This is a genomic window from Rhizobium sp. 1399 (assembly GCF_031455475.1).
Taxonomy (GTDB): Bacteria; Pseudomonadota; Alphaproteobacteria; order Rhizobiales; family Rhizobiaceae; genus Rhizobium.
In genome coordinates this window covers 337,965-355,013 of record NZ_JAVDSU010000004.1, presented here as the reverse complement: position 1 = coordinate 355,013, position 17,049 = coordinate 337,965, and the positions used below count along the sequence as shown (strand labels likewise).

Genomic DNA, 17,049 nt, shown 5'->3' with positions numbered 1-17,049 from the left:
ATGGCGATGCGGCAAGCATTTATGACGGCGCTCCTCGTTTCCGGCTGGGCGATCGCCGCAGAGGCGCAGACCGTTCATGACGATATCCTGCCGGCCTCGATCATCTTCGCGACCAGCACCGGCTATTGGGAAGATGACGGTAATTCGTTGCCGGTCGAGCGTGCCCCGACAATCACGCAAAGCGTCACCGCCGAAAATGTGAGTGAGGGGGATGCCAAGCAAGAGCAGCGGCATGGCTATTACAAGCTTTTCGCTGTGCGCCAGCCGGACAAGACCTCCAAAGTCTTTCTGCAGCAGATCGCGCAGAGAGACGCTGGCCCCACCATCATCTCGACGGTCGAACTGCAGGAAATCAGCGATCTCAAGCCCTATGTCACCGACATCCGGCCCGAAAATTCGAGCGGCCTCATCAAGGAACCGGGCCTTTTCGCCACAGTCTATCTGAAGACCGATCCAGCCGCCGAATCCGATGGCTGGACGGTACTGATTGACGAGTTTGGGGACATTACTGTGGAGAAAGCGACCAACTGAGCGCCGCAGGCTATTCATCGGGGCTAAGCATGAAACTCGGCTTTCGCGAAGGCGTCCTCCACGACGAGACGCGGCCGGACTGGGATGAGACCGGGCCAAGACCTGTCCGCTGGTCCCTATGGTATCCGGCAGCCGAGGGATCGATCGAAACCGAAATCCCGGGACGAAGCTGGTTCCGAAGGGCCGCGGTCGCCCGTGATGCGCCCGTTCAGCCGGCGACGAAGCCCTACCCGCTGGTCCTGCTGTCGCATGGTACCGGTGGCTCGGCCGCGGGGCTGGAATGGCTCGCCCGCCGCCTGGTCAATCGTGGATTTATCGCGCTCGGCGTCGACCACCACGGCAATACCGGCGGCGAAGCCTATCGCGCCGAGGGCTTTGCCTGCCTTTGGGAGCGTGCGCCCGATCTGAGCCTCGTGCTCGATCGCCGAAAAGACTGGCAGGGTGATCTTGCCGGGCATGTCGATACCAGGAGCGCGTTCGCCGCCGGCTTTTCAGCAGGAGCCTATACGGTGATGCTGCTTCTCGGCGCGGTCGCGCAATTCGCGCAGTTCGAACAATCCAGATTGAAGCCGGGGGGCCTGCGCGGCCCGAGGGAGTTTCCTGACCTCGCCGATCATATTCCGTCGCTGCTTCGCACGAGCACGGCATTTCGCGATTCATGGTCGCGGATGTCGCAATCCTATCGCGACGACAGGATCAAGGCCGCGCTGGTCTGCGCGCCGGGTCGATCTATCCGCGGCTTCAGCGAAGAGAGCCTGAAAGCCATCGATAAGCCTGCTTTCATTCTGGTCGGCGATGCCGACAACACGGCCCCGGTCGAAGAATGTTCGAAATGGCTGCATGCGCGGCTTGATCGAAGCACCTTCAAGATACTCCAGGGCGGCCTTGGGCATTATGTCTTCCTGCCCGAGGGCACGGCATTGGGGTTTTCCTTTGCAGAGCAACTCTTCACCGATCCGGCTGGCGTGGAACGTGCTGATGTCCACGAGGAGATCGCCGAACTATCGGGTATGTTCTTTCACGGAGTAGACATTCCAGTGGACATCTGAAAAAGAAAAAGCCCCGTTTCCGGGGCTTTCTATCTCAGGTCTGTCTCCGCCCACTCAGTCGACGTCGTCAACGACAGCATCGGCTGCGCCGCTGATGCGGTGAGCAAGTGCTGCTTCCATGAACTCGTTCAGGTCGCCGTCGAGCACGTCATCAGGAGCCGTGCTCGCAACGCCGGTGCGCAGGTCCTTCACGAGCTGGTAGGGCTGCAGAACGTAGGAGCGGATCTGGTGGCCCCAGCCGATATCCGTCTTGGAAGCGGCTTCGGCGTTGGCGGCGTCCTCGCGTTTCTTCAACTCCGCTTCGTACATGCGGGCGCGCAGCATGTCCCAGGCCTTGGCGCGATTCTTGTGCTGCGAACGCTCCTGCTGGCACTGCACGACGATGCCTGTCGGGATATGGGTGATGCGCACGGCCGAGTCTGTCGTGTTGACGTGCTGGCCGCCCGCGCCCGACGAACGATAGGTGTCGATACGGCAATCGCTTTCGTTGATCTCAATCTGGATCGAGTCATCAACGACGGGATAGACCCAAATCGACGAGAAGGACGTGTGGCGGCGCGCATTGCTGTCGTAGGGCGAGATACGCACCAGGCGGTGCACGCCCGATTCGGTCTTCAGCCAGCCATAGGCGTTGTGGCCCTTGACGAGAAGCGTTGCGGACTTGATGCCGGCTTCTTCACCGTCATGCACTTCCAAAAGCTCGACCTTGAAGCGCTGACGCTCGGCCCAGCGAGTGTACATGCGTAGAAGCATGTTCGCCCAGTCCTGGCTTTCCGTGCCTCCGGCGCCGGAATGGACTTCCAGATAGGTGTCGTTGCCATCGGCCTCGCCTGACAGCATAGCTTCGACCTGTCGGCGGGCTGCCTCGGCCTGCAGGCTTTTCAGCGCGGCCTCAGCTTCCTTGACGATGCTTTCGTCGCCTTCTTCTTCCCCGAGATCGATGAGCTCGACATTGTCGGAAAGCTGCTGCTCCAGCGCCTTGACGCCATTGATGCCGTCATCGAGCTGCTGGCGCTCGCGCATTAGCTTCTGAGCTTCCTGCGCATCGTTCCAGAGGTTGGGGTCCTCTGCCTTGTTATTCAACCAGTCCAGTCGTCTTACCGCCTGGTCCCAGTCAAAGATGCCTCCTCAGCAGGGTGATAGCCTGCTTGGTTTCATCGACTACGTTCTGGATTTCCGCTCGCATTTTCCTGCTTCTTTGCTTCGGTATTCTGTGAGTGCTGGTGACATAGAGACGCCCGCCACGGATGTAAAGAGCCGTGGCGGGCGCAAAGGAAATCGGTCTCGATCAGAACAGGCCGGGCGTGTTGGTCTGAACCGCCTGGTTTGCCTGCGGCGACGTGCGCAGGATTTCTTCCGGCGCCATCGTGCCGTCCATGCCGATGACAGAGAAGCTGTCAGCCGGGCCGGTGCCTGGCTTGAAGGCTTCGATGATGGTGCCCGGCTCGCCATCGACAGCAGCCATGCCGGTCTTGCGGTTGATCGCGATCATGTTCATTCCGGCCGGGACCACGAACTTGGATTCCGGCATGTCCTTGACGGCCGCCTGCATGAATTCATTGAAGATCGGCGCCGAAAGAACGCCACCCGTGCCGCCGCGGCCAAGCGGAGCCGGCGTATCGAAGCCCAGGTAAAGGCCTGCAACCAGATCCGGCGTGAAGCCGACGAACCAGGCGTCCTTTTCATCGTTGGTCGTACCGGTCTTGCCTGCAACGTCACGGCCGGAGAGATCGACCTTGCCAGCGGCGGTACCGCGCTGGATGACGCCCTGCATCATCGAGGTGATCTGGTAGGAGGTCATCGGATCGAGAACCTGCTCGCGGTTGTCGACGATATTGGGTTCTTCCTGGTTCTGCCAGTCGCCGGCATTGCAGCCTTCGCAGAGACGCTCTTCATGCTTGAAGATCGTCTTGCCGTAACGATCCTGGATGCGGTCGACCAGCGTCGGCTTGATCTGCTTGCCGCCATTGGCAATGACCGAGTAAGCCGAAACCATACGCAGCACCGTCGTTTCGCCCGAGCCGAGCGACATGGCGAGCAGCGGCGGCATCTTGTCGTAGATGCCGAAGCGTTCGGCATATTCGGCAACGATATTCATGCCGAGGTCATTGGCGAGGCGCACCGTCATCAGGTTGCGCGAATTCTCGATGCCGGAGCGCAGCGTCGAGGGGCCACTGACTTCGCCGCCGTAGTTTTCCGGCTTCCAGACCTGACCACCCGAAACGATCTCGATCGGCGCATCCATGATGACCGAGGCCGGCGTATAGCCGTTGTCCATGGCGGCGGCGTAAACGAAGGGCTTGAAAGAGGAACCTGGCTGGCGCATCGCCTGCGTGGCGCGGTTGAATTCCGACTGGGCATAGGAGAAGCCGCCGACCATGGCGAGAACGCGACCGGTCTTCGGGTCCATGGCAACGAGACCACCCTGTACCTTCGGCGGCTGGCGCAGGCGATAGGAGGTCGAATTGTCGCCGCCGAGGCGCTCAACGTAAACGACATCTCCTGCCGAGACGGCGCCGACCGGCGACTTCGTCGTCTTGCGGTCGCCGGCGGCGGAGCGGAATGCCCACTGCATATCCTTGGCTGCAATCGAACCACGTTCGCGTTCGCCTGCGACTTTGCCGCCTCCATCCTTCGGCGGCTGGAGGCCGATATCGACGGCCTCATTGGACACGGCAAGGACGACCGCAAGGCGCCATTCCGGCACGTCGGAGAGAGCGGGAACTTCGGCGAGCGCCGGTCCCCAGTCGCCAGACGTGCTGATCTGCTTGACCGGTCCGTGGAAACCACGACGCTCGTCGTAATTGGTCAGGCCATCCTGCAGCGCCTTACGCGCAAAGAGCTGCATCTGCGGATCGAGCGAGGTGCGCACTGAAAGGCCCCCTTCATAAAGCGCCTTCTCGCCATACTGATCGATGAGCTGGCGACGGACAGCCTCGGCGAAATAATCGGAAGCAAAAAGGGACGGCCCGCTGGTGCGGGCGGTGACGCCGAGTGGTTGCTTTTTGGCATCCTCGCCGTCGCTCTGGCTCACATAACCGTTCTCGACCATGCGGTCGATGACCCAGTTGCGGCGTTCAAGCGCGGCATCCGGATGGCGGAAGGGATGGTAGTTGGCCGGACCCTTCGGCAATGAAGCGAGATAGGCAGATTCGGCGATCGTCAGCTCGGTGACCGACTTGTTGAAATAGGTGAGCGAGGCACTGCCGATACCGTAAGAGTTCAGGCCGAAAAAGATCTCGTTGAGATAAAGCTCGAGGATCTTGTCCTTGCTGTATGCCTGCTCGATGCGGAAGGACAGGATCGCTTCCTTGATCTTGCGGTCAATCGTCTGGTCGGAGGTCAGAAGAAAATTCTTCGCCACCTGCTGGGTGATCGTCGATGCACCGACCGGGCGGCGGCCGGAGCCGAAATTCTGAAGGTTGACGAGGATGGCGCGGCCAAGGCCGGTCAGATCAACGCCGGGATGGTTGTAGAAGTTCTTGTCTTCGGCCGAAAGGAAAGCAGCCTTCACGCGGTCCGGGATAGCCTGGATCGGCAGGAAGAGGCGCTTTTCCTTGGCGTATTCGGCCATGAGCGCACCGTTACCGGCGTGAACGCGGGTGGTAACCGGCGGCGCATAGCTGTTCAGCACCGCATAGTCAGGAAGATCCTTCGCGACATTAGCAAGATAGACGGCAATAACAGCCGCAGCGCCCAGGAACAGGACGCATGCTATCCCGAAGAAATATCCAAGAAGTCTAACCATATTTTCAGCTACCGGTATTTCTAATCATTAGATCGGCGCAGCCGCCACAATCGCACAGATCATGTCTCTTTGCACGTTGCGCGGCTTACTCCATGCGCGTTGGCGCCACAAGCCGATTTCCGTCTTACATGTTCGAAACATATAGACCGGAGTAACGGCGCGAATGTGAGCAAAATAGGGCCCGTCCCGCCACTTTCGCCTTCCCGGTCGGCAAGAGGTCCCGGTTTAGGCGCGAGTGTCACTTCCGGGCAACGCCCAGACTAGCCACCGTTTGCCATCAGGCTCGTGCGGTAACGTTTCACCGCATCGGTCAGGAGATCGGCCATCTTCAACCGCCAGGCATCGTCAAGCAGACGCTTTTCGTCCTCGACATTGGAGAGGAAGCCGAGCTCGAGTAAGATGGACGGAACGTCCGGCGCCTGCAGCACACGGAAGCCCGCGTGACGGTGCGGATTGTTGATTGTACCGACCTGGTCCTTGAACGAGGCAAGCACGCTTTCGGCGAGCGAGATCGAGAAGGCCTGCGTTTCGCGCCGCGTCAGGTCGAGAAGGATATCGGCGACCTCAGGCGGCTCGGCGACCGTTTCCTTGCCGGCGATCTGGTCCGACAGGTTTTCGCGTTCGGCGAGATCGGCGGCGAGCTTGTCCGAGGCCTTGTCGGAAATCGTGTAGACCGTCGCGCCGCGAATATCTTTCTGCTTCAGCGTATCGGCATGCAGGGAAATGAAGAGGCCCGCATGGTTCTGCCGGGCGATCAGCACACGCTGCGAGAGTGACAGGAATTCGTCATCGTCGCGCGTCAGGAAGGCCTTGATGCCCGGCTCCTTGTTCAGGCGATCGGCCAGCGCCTTGGCGAAGGCGAGCGTCACCAGCTTTTCCTCGGTCTTCGTATCGACGCCGATCGCGCCCGTGTCGATACCGCCGTGGCCGGCATCGACAGCAATGACGAAATCTCCAGGCGCTGTCTTTTCCGGCTGGGGAATGGCACTCGTCGTCTCAGCCGCATCGGCCTGGTCGTTCCAGGACTGGGTCTTCACCAGTTCGGCGAACTTCTGCTTGTCGATCATCTCGGCATCGAGCACGAGCCGGTGGCCATTTCCGCTCTCATCCGTCTGCACCTTGGCAAGGGCGAGATGGACCGGGCGCGCCGCCGTCAATACGATGCGGGCGCTTCCTTCATCCATGGCGCCATAACGGATGTCCTTGAAGAGGCCCCGCGCCTCAAGGTCTTTGGCCGGAAAGCCGAAAGCGGTTGCCGGCAGGTCGACGACGATGCGCTCGGGATTGGCGATGTAGTGGACGGAAAAACGAGGCTCACGGTCGAAATCGATGACGATACGGGTTCTGGCGTCGTCGCCGACGATACGCGCTCCGTAAGCCAACAAGGGATTCTTTGCACCGGCTGCGCTGCCCGGAACCGCGCAAAGCGCTGCGAAGGCGAAAAGCCACGCCGCAAAACCCAGTTTTCGCCCTGCGGACAACTCCGCCGCGATCCGAAACCTCTTAAACAATAGCCCGCCACACCCTATTTATTTCTGCGATGGACCCTACATCGCCTCCGCGGTCGCCCGCTAGAGGCGAGCGCACACGCACTGACCCTCGAATCGAGATCGCTTATCCCCGAGAAGTTTATGCGATACGAAATCCATCAATATTATGGCACATTTGGCTTTTCCCTTGCTATTGTGACAGAGAAAACATACAACGAATGTTAGGGTAGAAGTGTTGACGGGATAGAGTCGCCGCGAGGCAGCCAGCCGACCCCCGGATCTGGCGCTACAACCGGTAATCGTCCGCCGTCTAGTGCATTTCCACCCGAGAACTGGATCCTGATTTTCCGGCTTCATGCTGGGATTTCATTGGTGGATCAGCCACCACGCTCTCAGGGAGCAAACTCATCGGACCCGAAACGGGTCTTCGTCATTGTCGATCACGCTTGGTTGTTGATGGTTTCGCAGCAGGTTTTATCTGAAGTGTACAGGCCCCGGAACGAAATGGTTCCGGCTGCGGTCTGGCTGCTGCCTTCTCCCTCGCACCAATCGCGACTTTCATTATCCGGCGCGGCCACGGCGGACCGCATTCTTTCTGTGTCAACAGCAGTCGGGAATGCGCTCTCGCGGCCTCGCCGAGGAGCTCAGCTTACATGGCAGACAAAATGCTTATCGATGCGTCTCACGAGGAAGAGACGCGCGTCGTTGTCGTTCGCGGGAACCGCATAGAAGAATTTGACTTCGAGTCGCAGCACAAGAAGCAGATCCGCGGCAACATCTATCTTGCAAAAGTAACGAGGGTCGAGCCCTCGCTGCAGGCCGCTTTCGTCGATTACGGCGGCAACCGGCACGGCTTCCTGGCCTTTGCCGAAATTCATCCCGACTATTACCAGATCCCGCTTGCCGATCGTCAGGCCCTGCTTCGTGCCGAAGCCGAGGAACATCGCCGCGACGAGGATGTCGAGCATGTCGAGACCGCCCCGCTCGTCGATCTTTCGACACAGGACCAGCCGGATATCGGCATCGTTCCGGTCGAGACTGATGTCGCCCCCGCTGTAGAAGCGGCACCGGCGGAAGAGGTAGTCATCGCTGCAGAGGCTGCCCCAGTTGCCGAGGAAACGCCGGCAAAGAAGCCGCGCGCACGCCGTAGCCGCAAGAAGGTAGTCGAGCCTGTCGCGGAAGAGACCGCAGCAGCCGAAGCATCCGTCGCGGACAACGACGATGAAGGCTCGACCGGCGGCGAAATGGCCGCGATGGTCGAAACCGACTCCATTTCCGAGGACGTTTCCAAGCGCCGTCAGGATGATGACGACGATGACGACGACCACGGCGAAGAGGAAATCATCGAATCCGTTGGCGCCGAAGACGCGATGGAAGAGGTTCCGGACCGCGTGCAGCGCAAGCCGCGCAAGCAGTACCGCATCCAGGAAGTCATCAAGCGCCGCCAGATCCTGCTGGTGCAGGTCGCCAAGGAAGAGCGTGGCAACAAGGGTGCTGCTCTCACCACCTATCTTTCGCTCGCAGGTCGCTACTCGGTTCTGATGCCGAACACGGCGCGCGGCGGCGGTATTTCCCGCAAGATCACCAACCCCCAGGACCGCAAGCGGCTGAAGGAAATCGCCCGCATGCTCGAAGTGCCGCAGGGTATGGGCGTGATCCTGCGTACGGCCGGTGCGAACCGCACCAAGGTCGAGGTCAAGCGCGACTTTGAATATCTGATGCGCCTGTGGGAGAACGTCCGCACGCTGACGCTCGCTTCTACCGCTCCCTGCCTCGTCTACGAGGAAGGCTCGCTCATCAAGCGCTCTATCCGAGATCTCTACAACAAGGATATCAGCGAGATCATCGTTGCCGGCGAAGAAGGCTATCGTGAAGCAAAAGACTTCATGAAGATGCTGATGCCGAGCCACGCCAAGGTGGTTCAGCCCTACCGCGATATCCACCCGATCTTCTCGCGCTCCGGCATCGAAGCGCAGCTCGATCGCATGCTGCAGCCGCAGGTAACGCTGAAGTCAGGCGGCTATCTGATCATGAACCAGACGGAAGCGCTGGTTTCGATCGACGTCAACTCCGGCCGTTCGACCCGCGAACACTCGATCGAGGACACGGCCCTTCAGACGAACCTCGAAGCGGCGGAAGAAATCGCCCGTCAGCTTCGCCTGCGCGACCTTGCCGGCCTGATCGTCATCGACTTCATCGACATGGAAGAAAAGCGCAACAACCGCGCTGTCGAGAAGAAGCTGAAGGAATGCCTGAAGAACGACCGCGCCCGCATCCAGGTCGGCCGCATCTCGCATTTCGGCCTTCTGGAAATGTCGCGCCAGCGCATCCGCGCTTCCGTTCTCGAATCGACGACGCAGGTCTGCTCGCATTGCGGCGGCACCGGCCATGTCCGTTCACAGTCCTCCGTCGCCCTGCATGTGCTGCGCGGCGTCGAGGAATATCTGCTCAAGAACACCACGCACAACATCACCGTGCGCACGACGCCAGATATCGCGCTCTACCTGCTCAACCATAAGCGTCAGACGATCGTCGATTATGAAAGCCGCTTCGGTGTGGCGATCATCATCGATGCGGATGGCTCGGTTGGTGCGCAGCACTTCGCGATCGATCGTGGCGAGCCGGTTGAAAACCCGGTCAAGATCGAAAGTCTCTTCAATTTCGCAGCCATCCCCGATGACGATGACGACGATATCGTCATCGAGCATGACGAGGAGGAAGACGAAGAACTGGAAGAAAAGCCTGTTGCTGCCGAACGCCCGGCTGCTCGCGCAGAGGCTGAAGGCGAAGGTGGACGCAAGCGCAAGCGCCGTCGCCGCCGTCGCGGCCGCAATGGCAATGCCGAGCAGCAGGTTGGTGCCGATACTGTCTCTGACGCGGCTGACGATAGTGATGAGGGCGAGGACGACGGCAGCGAGGGCGATAGTGACGCCAGCGAAGCTCCAGCCGAAACCCACGCCGACGGCGAGGATTCGCAGCGCCGCAAGCGCCGCCGTCGCGGCAAGCGCGGTGGCCGCCGCAACCGCGGTGAAGAAGGTGCTGAAGTCAACGCCGCTTCCGAAGGTGACGAGGGCGACGATAGTGGAGCCGACGAGACGTCCGAAACCGCAGCGGAAGTGATCGAAGTCGTCGCAGCCGAAACGGTTGAAGCTCAGCCGGCAATGGCTGCTGTCGAAGCTGGCGAAAGTGTTGCCGAAGAGGTCAAGCCGGCACGCGGCCGTGGCCGCCGCAAGGCAGCAGCGGCACCCTCGCCGGTCGAGGAGCCCGTAATCGAAGCGCCTATCGCTGAGACCGCGGCCCAGGCTGAGCCGGAAGTGATGGAAGCGTCTGCGGATCTCGCAACACCAGCGCAGGAAGAGGCAAAGCCGGTTCGTGCCAACCGTGGATCGAACATCTCGTCTTCTGAGCCGACTGTCACCTCGACCCGCACTGAAAGCGCGGAAGCTGAGGGCGAAGGCAAGCCGAAGAAGGCCGGCTGGTGGCAGCGCCGCGGCTTCTTCTGAAAGCTGATTTTCGGCGATAAGTGACATGATCCGGCTGCGGCGACGCGGCCGGATTTTTTTGTGCCGTAGAGTGGCCGAGCCCAGTATCAGCCGGCCAGAAAAAAGTTCAGGATTAGAGTGTTCAGCGAACCAGATGGTGGTTTCCGAAGACGAAACAAGCTGCGGCACAAGACGCGTAGAGCCGCGCGAGGATCAAAAGCGCAGCCCGCCCTGATTTGCCCGCATTGACGCCGAGATGAATGTCGCTGATGGCCGCCTTGCGAGCCTGCGACACCCGCTCATCCGAAAGCGCAATTCAGTCGCCCTGCCCCTGAAGGCGTGGCAGGCGGTTCATGCCATGCTTGTCCGACACGAGAACGGTCTTCTTCGGGACTCAGCACCAGATAGAGGTGGAATAAATGTGACCGATCAGCCTGATATCGCGGTGCAGATGGCTCGCATCCTGCCCACTGTCACCAGTCGCAAGCGAGATGGCGTAGACCTCACCGAGATCGTCTTGCCGCGCGTTGCGAAATGGCAGCATTTACGCTGCCGGCGGATAGAGCAGATCGACGATGTAGCTCGCATCGAAGCGGGAATCGAGCATGCCGTAGGTCGAGCGCCAGCCGCCTGCAAGACGGGTCTCGATGAAGGCATCGGCAATGCGCCCTGCCCCGAGCCGGTAAAGCTCGGCGGCGCCGGCAACGAGCGCCAGCTGCTCGACGAGCAAGCGGGCAGCGCCCTCGTCCTGTTCGCAGAGCGCGATCGCGGCGCGCAGCACGTCGATCGTCTTCTTGCCGGCCGGCCCAAGATCGCGCGCAAAGCCTGCAAATACCGTCTCGAACAGATCCTTGCCGCGGTTCAGCACACGCAGCACATCGAGCGCCATGACGTTGCCCGAACCTTCCCAGATCGCATTGACCGGCGCCTCGCGATAGTGGCGGGCGATCGGGCGTTCTTCGATGTAGCCGCTGCCGCCGATGCATTCCATCGCCTCATAGATCAGCGACGGGGCGATCTTGCAGCACCAGTATTTGGCGACCGGCGTCATGACGCGGGCATAGGCGGCATCTTCCGCATTGCCGCGCGCCTTGTCGAAGGCATCGGCCAGGCGGAAGGAAAGAGCCGTGGCGGCTGCCACATCGAGCGCCATGTCGGCGAGCACGCGCGTCATGATCGGCTGGTTGACCAGCATCTTGCCGAAAACGCTGCGGCCGCGGGTGTGGTGCACGGCCTCGGCGAGCGATGCGCGCATGATGCCCGAAGAGGCAAGCGCGCAATCGAGCCGCGTCAGCGTCACCATATCGAGGATGGTGCGGATGCCGGCATCGGGACCGCCGAGCAGGAAGCCGAACGTATCGGTGAACTCCACTTCGGAAGAAGCATTGGAGCGGTTGCCGATCTTATCCTTCAAGCGCTGGAACTGCAGGCCATTGGCAGAACCATCCTCGAGCAGACGCGGCACCAGGAAGCAGCCCATGCCGTCCTTGGTCTGTGCCAGCATGATGAAGGCGTCGCTCATCGGCGCGGACATGAACCACTTGTGGCCGGACAGCCGGTAAATGCCTTCGCTGACCTTTTCGGCAGTGGTCTTGTTGGCGCGGACGTCGGTGCCGCCCTGTTTTTCCGTCATGCCCATGCCGATCGTCACGGCCGATTTCTGCATGGCCGGACGATTGGACGAGTCATATTTGCGCGACAGGATCTTCGGTGCCCAGTCCTTCTGCACGGCCGGTGAGGCCGAGAGAGCGGCAACGGACGCGCTTGTCATCGTCAACGGGCAAAGATGGCCGGATTCCAGCTGCGCCGTCAGATAGAAGCGGGCTGCGCGAATATGGTGGGCCTGATCCTTGGCCTCCGTATCGGCCTGCGGATCCCAGACGGAGGAATGCAGGCCGGACGCCATCGAACGGCGCATCAGCGCATGCCAGGCGGGATGGAATTCGACGATATCAAGACGTTCGCCGCGCGGGCCATGGGTGCGCAGCTGCGGCGTGCCCTGGTTTGCCATGCGCGCCAGTTCCTGCGCTTCCGGCGAGGTGACGAAGCGGCCCATGTTTTCAAGGTCTTCACGGATGCTGCGCGGCAGTGTGGCAGTCAGATCGACGATCAGCGGATCGGATCGGTAGGCATTGATTCCCGACCAGAGGCTCGGCTGGTTGAGTTCGGCGAGTTTGTCTTCAGTCCGGTTTGCGGAGGTCATAGTTCGCTTCTATTTCATGAGCCCGGCAAAAGGAAACCGGAAGTTCGTGATTCGCAGATTTCTGCTCTAGCGGGATTCGACGGAAAATGCATGGGGAACATGGGATTTGCGTACAGCACAAGCTTGCCCCTTCCCCCCGCACTCTTTATAGACCCCGCGAAGATAATAAGAGGCAGGGTCATGGTCTTTTTCCCCCACCGCCACCTCATTGGCATCAAGGGCCTCACCGAGCAGGATATTACCTATCTTCTCGACAAGGCTGACGAAGCCGTCAAGATCAGCCGACAGAGAGAGAAGAAGACGTCGACCCTTCGGGGGCTGACGCAGATCAACCTCTTCTTCGAGGCATCGACAAGGACGCAAGCCTCCTTCGAACTTGCCGGCAAGCGTCTCGGCGCCGACGTGATGAATATGTCGGTCGGCAATTCCTCGGTGAAGAAGGGCGAGACGCTGATCGACACCGCTATGACGCTGAACGCGATGCGGCCTGACGTCTTGATCATCCGTCACTCCAGCGCTGGTGCCGCGGCACTTCTCGCCCAGAAAGTCTCCTGCTCCGTCGTCAATGCCGGCGACGGCCAGCATGAGCACCCGACGCAGGCGCTGCTCGACGCGCTGACGATCCGCCGTGCCAAGGGCCGGCTGTCGCGCATCATCGTCGCAATCTGCGGCGACGTCTTACATTCGCGGGTGGCGCGCTCCAACATTCTTCTTCTGAACGCCATGGGCGCGCGGGTGCGGGTCGTCGCTCCCGCTACGCTGCTGCCGGCCGGCATTGCCGAGATGGGCGTCGAGGTCTTCCATTCGATGAAGGAAGGGCTGAAGGACGCCGACGTGGTGATGATGCTGCGGCTACAGCGCGAGCGCATGTCCGGCGCCTTCGTGCCGTCGGTGCGCGAATATTACCACTTCTACGGCCTCGACGCGGAAACGCTGAAGGCGGCGAAGGAGGATGCGCTCGTCATGCATCCGGGTCCGATGAACCGCGGCGTGGAGATCGCCTCCGAAGTCGCCGATGGCCCGCAGAGCGTGATCGCCGAACAGGTGGAAATGGGGGTCGCAGTGCGCATGGCCGTCATGGAGGTACTGCTCGTTTCCCAGAACCAGGGTCCCCGCACTGATGGAGTGGGCGCATGAGCAATCTCGTCCTCAAGAACGTCCGCATCATCGACCCTTCCCGTAATCTTGATGAGGTTGGCACGATCATCGTCAAGGATGGTCTCATCGTCGCGGCCGGTGAAGATGCGCAGAACCAGGGCGCGCCCGAAGGTGCTACCGTGCGCGATTGCACTGGCCTCGTCGCGACGCCGGGCCTCGTCGATGCGCGCGTCCATATCGGCGAACCGGGCGGCGAGCACCGCGAGACAATCGCTTCGGCAAGCCGGGCCGCGGCAGCGGGCGGTGTGACCTCCATCATCATGATGCCGGATACGCATCCCGTCATCGACGACATCGCGCTCGTCGAGTTCGTCAAGAAGACGGCACGGGATACGGCCGTCATCAACGTCTACCCGGCAGCAGCCATTACCAAGGGGCTCGCTGGTGAGGAGATGACTGAAATCGGCCTCCTGATGCAGGCAGGCGCCGTCGCTTTCACCGACGCGCATTCCAGCATCTCCGATACACAGGTGCTGCGCCGGGTGATGACCTATGCACGCGAATTCGGCGCCGTCCTTTCCTGCGCCACGCGCGACAAATATCTTGGCGCCAATGGCGTCATGCATGAAGGCCTGCTTGCAAGCTGGCTCGGCCTCTCCGGCATTCCGAAGGAAGCGGAACTGATCCCGCTCGAGCGTGACCTGCGCATCGCGCAGCTGACGCGCGGCAACTACCATGCGGCGATGATCTCCGTGCCTGAGTCGGTCGAGGCGATCGAGCTTGCCCGCGCGCGTGGCGTGAAGGTCACCTGCGGTGTCTCGATCAACAATCTGGCGCTGAACGAGAATGACATCGGCGAATATCGCACCTTCTTCAAACTCTATCCACCGCTGCGCTCCGAAGACGACCGGGTTGCAATGGTGGATGCGCTGGCAAAAGGCGCGATCGATATCATCGTCTCCTCGCATGACCCGCAGGATGTCGATACCAAGCGCCTGCCCTTCGGCGAGGCCGAAGATGGCGCCGTCGGACTGGAGACGATGCTCGCGGCAGCGCTACGGCTTTATCACAGCGAGCAGGTCAGCCTGTTGCGGCTGATCGATGCGATGTCGACGCGGCCGGCGCAGATCTTTGGCCTCGATGCCGGCACGCTGAAGCCCGGCGCCAAGGCCGATATCGCGCTGATCGATCTCGAAGAACCTTGGCTTGTCTCCAAGGACATGCTTCTCTCCCGCTCGAAGAACACACCGTTCGAGGATGCGCGCTTCAGCGGGCGAGCCGTTGCGACCTATGTCGGGGGCACGCTGGTTCACGCATTGCAGGACTGAGGGCTGCCCTGCCCTTCCGGGCATCCTCTCGGCAAAAGACTTGGGGAACAAAAATGATATCTGATCTTGTCACCTGGCAGATTACCCTGCCTCTGGCGCTTGCCGCCGTCGTCGTTGGCTACCTGCTCGGCTCCATCCCGTTCGGTCTCATCCTCACGCGCGCCGCCGGCCTTGGTGATGTGCGCAGCATCGGCTCCGGCAATATCGGAGCGACCAACGTTCTGCGTACCGGCAACAAAAAGCTCGCGGCCGCTACGCTTCTGCTCGATGCGCTGAAAGCCGCCGCGGCCGCCTGGATCATGGCTTATTTCGCAGGTGAGGAAGCGGGCATCATCGCCGGTTTCTTTGCCTTCATTGGCCACCTGTTCCCCGTCTGGATCGGTTTCAAGGGCGGCAAGGGTGTTGCCACCTATATCGGCACGCTGCTCGGCGTTGCGCCATCAATGGTTCTGCTCTTTGCAGCCGTCTGGCTTGGGGTTGCTTTCGTCAGCCGCTATTCCTCGCTTTCAGCGCTTGTTGCGATGCTTGTCATTCCGGTTGCATTGTGGATATTGGGCGACGAAAAGGTTGCGGCAATCATGGCGATTATGAGCGTCATCTCCTACTGGAAACACAAGGCCAATATCTCCCGTCTCATCAGCGGGACGGAAAGCAAGATCGGGGCTAAGGGGTAATGGACGCGCTCAGCGCAAAGCCAAAAGGAATTGCGCTGACGGAGAGACAGAGGATCGCCTGGCTGAGGCTGATCCGCTCCGACAATGTCGGCCCCGCGACCTTTCGCGATCTCATCAATCATTTCGGTTCGGCGGAAGCCGCTCTTTCCATGCTGCCGGAACTATCTGCGCGTGGCGGCGCGACGCGTTCGATCCGCATCGCCACCGAAGCCGAAGCATACCGCGAACTCGAGGCGGCGCAGCGCTTCGGCGCCCGCTTCGTCGGCATCGGCGAGCCTGATTATCCGCAGGCGCTGCGCCAGATCGACGGTGCGCCGCCACTGCTCGCGGTCAAGGGCGATCTTTCCGTGCTGAACAGGCCGGCGGTCGGCATCGTCGGTTCGCGCAATGCTTCCGTCAGCGGCGCGAAGTTCGCGGCGATGATCGCCCGAGACTGTGGCCGGGCCGGCTATGCGGTCGTCTCCGGCCTTGCCCGCGGTATCGACACGGCCGCCCATCGGGCGAGCCTCGATACCGGCACCATTGCCGCAATGGCCGGAGGGCTGGACCAGCCCTACCCGCCTGAGAATGTCGGATTGCTGGAGGAGATATGGAATGGCAACGGGCTTGCCGTCAGCGAGATGCCTTTCGGCTGGGAGCCGCGTGCGCGTGATTTTCCCCGCCGTAACCGGCTGATCGCGGGCATCGCGCTCGGCGTTGCGGTCGTTGAGGCCGCAGTTCGCTCCGGTTCGCTGATCACGGCGCGGATGGCCGGCGAATTCGGGCGGCTGGTCTTTGCCGTACCGGGTTCGCCGCTCGATCCACGCTGCCACGGCACGAACGGCCTTCTGAAGGACGGGGCGATGATCGTCACTTCGCCCGAGGATGTCGTGGAAGCGCTGGCGCCGCTCTCCCAGCCCGATCTCTTCTCGCTGCCGTCAGCCGAAGAACCGAAGCGCGAAGGCAGCAGGATGTCGCTTCCGCCCGACGAAACGGATCGCACGCTCGTCATCGATGCGCTCGGTCCGACGCCGACGGAGGTCGACGACATCATGCGTCATACCGGTCTTTCGGCTTCCGCCGTCTATCTCGTTCTTCTGGAACTGGATATGGCCGGGCGGCTCCATCGCCATGTCGGCGGGCTGGTTTCAATTTCCATGGCCGACTGAGCCGCTATCGATGCGTGACTGCAGGTCTCCGGCTTCGACACAGGCCATTTCGATGAGATAACAGAGCATCTCCGCATTTTCGCGTTCTGCCACCTGGCGCAATTCTGCGAGCATTTGTCGGATGAAAGCAATGTTTTCAAGCGATGCCAAGCGATCGGCGTCTTTTTCTGCAGCCTTGGGCGCCATAATTGTCTCTATGAAATCGGAGAGCGCTGCTTTACCAGGAGCCCGAACCACACTTCAAAAACGATAGCGCAATCATCCTGAATTGCAATAGGTTCAGAATCTCGTAATGGTT

At 61.0% G+C, this 17,049-nt stretch carries 13 protein-coding genes; 7 read left to right on the top strand and 6 right to left on the bottom strand.

The annotated features are described in order from the left end of the window. Entirely contained in the window at nucleotides 1-531 is a 531-nt protein-coding gene (locus tag J2X71_RS16040) for a hypothetical protein (RefSeq protein WP_310383311.1), read from the top strand. 29 nt (nucleotides 532-560) lie between these two features. Further along, entirely contained in the window at nucleotides 561-1,580 is a 1,020-nt protein-coding gene (locus tag J2X71_RS16035) for a dienelactone hydrolase (RefSeq protein ID WP_310382989.1), read from the top strand. Nucleotides 1,581-1,634: 54 nt separating this feature from the next. Here J2X71_RS16035 and prfB read toward each other — a convergent pair. From prfB to J2X71_RS16020, 3 genes are all read right to left on the bottom strand, one after another. Next, nucleotides 1,635-2,766 (bottom strand): peptide chain release factor 2 gene (prfB, locus tag J2X71_RS16030; protein WP_162710085.1). Its coding sequence is split into 2 segments (ribosomal slippage): nucleotides 1,635-2,696 and nucleotides 2,698-2,766, totalling 1,131 coding nucleotides; the frame shifts between segments, so codons are not numbered across the junction. Between the two features lie 102 nt (nucleotides 2,767-2,868). Beyond that, nucleotides 2,869-5,328, bottom strand: coding sequence for a penicillin-binding protein 1A (locus J2X71_RS16025; protein WP_113324891.1), 2,460 nt, complete (start codon nucleotides 5,326-5,328; stop codon nucleotides 2,869-2,871). A 260-nt stretch (nucleotides 5,329-5,588) separates the two neighbouring features. After that, on the bottom strand, nucleotides 5,589-6,713 hold the full coding sequence (locus J2X71_RS16020) for an N-acetylmuramoyl-L-alanine amidase (RefSeq protein ID WP_405049718.1): 1,125 nt from the start codon (nucleotides 6,711-6,713) through the stop codon (nucleotides 5,589-5,591). Nucleotides 6,714-7,471: 758 nt separating this feature from the next. Between J2X71_RS16020 and J2X71_RS16015 the strand changes: the two genes are divergently transcribed. Further along, nucleotides 7,472-10,321, top strand: coding sequence for an Rne/Rng family ribonuclease (locus tag J2X71_RS16015; protein WP_310382987.1), 2,850 nt, complete (start codon nucleotides 7,472-7,474; stop codon nucleotides 10,319-10,321). Nucleotides 10,322-10,694: 373 nt separating this feature from the next. On the opposite strand, the gene J2X71_RS16010 is transcribed toward J2X71_RS16015, so the two are convergent. Both J2X71_RS16010 and J2X71_RS16005 read right to left on the bottom strand, forming a co-directional pair. After that, nucleotides 10,695-10,844: a hypothetical protein gene (locus tag J2X71_RS16010; protein WP_310382986.1), complete on the bottom strand. Its 150-nt coding sequence runs from the start codon at nucleotides 10,842-10,844 to the stop codon at nucleotides 10,695-10,697. Next, nucleotides 10,845-12,503, bottom strand: coding sequence for an acyl-CoA dehydrogenase family protein (locus J2X71_RS16005; RefSeq protein WP_310382985.1), 1,659 nt, complete (start codon nucleotides 12,501-12,503; stop codon nucleotides 10,845-10,847). It lies immediately after the preceding gene. A gap of 180 nt (nucleotides 12,504-12,683) precedes the next feature. On the opposite strand from J2X71_RS16005, the gene J2X71_RS16000 reads away from it, so the two are divergent. From J2X71_RS16000 to dprA, 4 genes are read left to right on the top strand one after another with little or no spacing between them, the layout of a single operon-like run. Then, nucleotides 12,684-13,640 carry an aspartate carbamoyltransferase catalytic subunit gene (locus J2X71_RS16000; protein WP_310382984.1) on the top strand — a complete coding sequence of 319 codons (957 nt, stop codon included), beginning with the start codon at nucleotides 12,684-12,686 and terminating at the stop codon, nucleotides 13,638-13,640. Beyond that, nucleotides 13,637-14,929: a dihydroorotase gene (locus J2X71_RS15995; protein ID WP_113323309.1), complete on the top strand. Its 1,293-nt coding sequence runs from the start codon at nucleotides 13,637-13,639 to the stop codon at nucleotides 14,927-14,929. The genes J2X71_RS16000 and J2X71_RS15995 overlap by 4 nt, the downstream gene beginning before the upstream one ends. Before the next feature lie 53 nt (nucleotides 14,930-14,982). Then, nucleotides 14,983-15,603: a glycerol-3-phosphate 1-O-acyltransferase PlsY gene (plsY, locus tag J2X71_RS15990; RefSeq protein WP_113323308.1), complete on the top strand. Its 621-nt coding sequence runs from the start codon at nucleotides 14,983-14,985 to the stop codon at nucleotides 15,601-15,603. Continuing rightward, nucleotides 15,603-16,751, top strand: coding sequence for a DNA-processing protein DprA (gene dprA, locus J2X71_RS15985; protein ID WP_310382983.1), 1,149 nt, complete (start codon nucleotides 15,603-15,605; stop codon nucleotides 16,749-16,751). Before plsY ends, dprA begins: the two co-directional genes overlap by 1 nt. Here the strand turns inward: dprA and J2X71_RS15980 are convergent. Continuing rightward, nucleotides 16,731-16,937 carry a hypothetical protein gene (locus J2X71_RS15980; RefSeq protein ID WP_113323306.1) on the bottom strand — a complete coding sequence of 69 codons (207 nt, stop codon included), beginning with the start codon at nucleotides 16,935-16,937 and terminating at the stop codon, nucleotides 16,731-16,733. The two genes, dprA and J2X71_RS15980, sit on opposite strands and share 21 nt — an antisense overlap. Nucleotides 16,938-17,049: the final 112 nt, after the last annotated feature.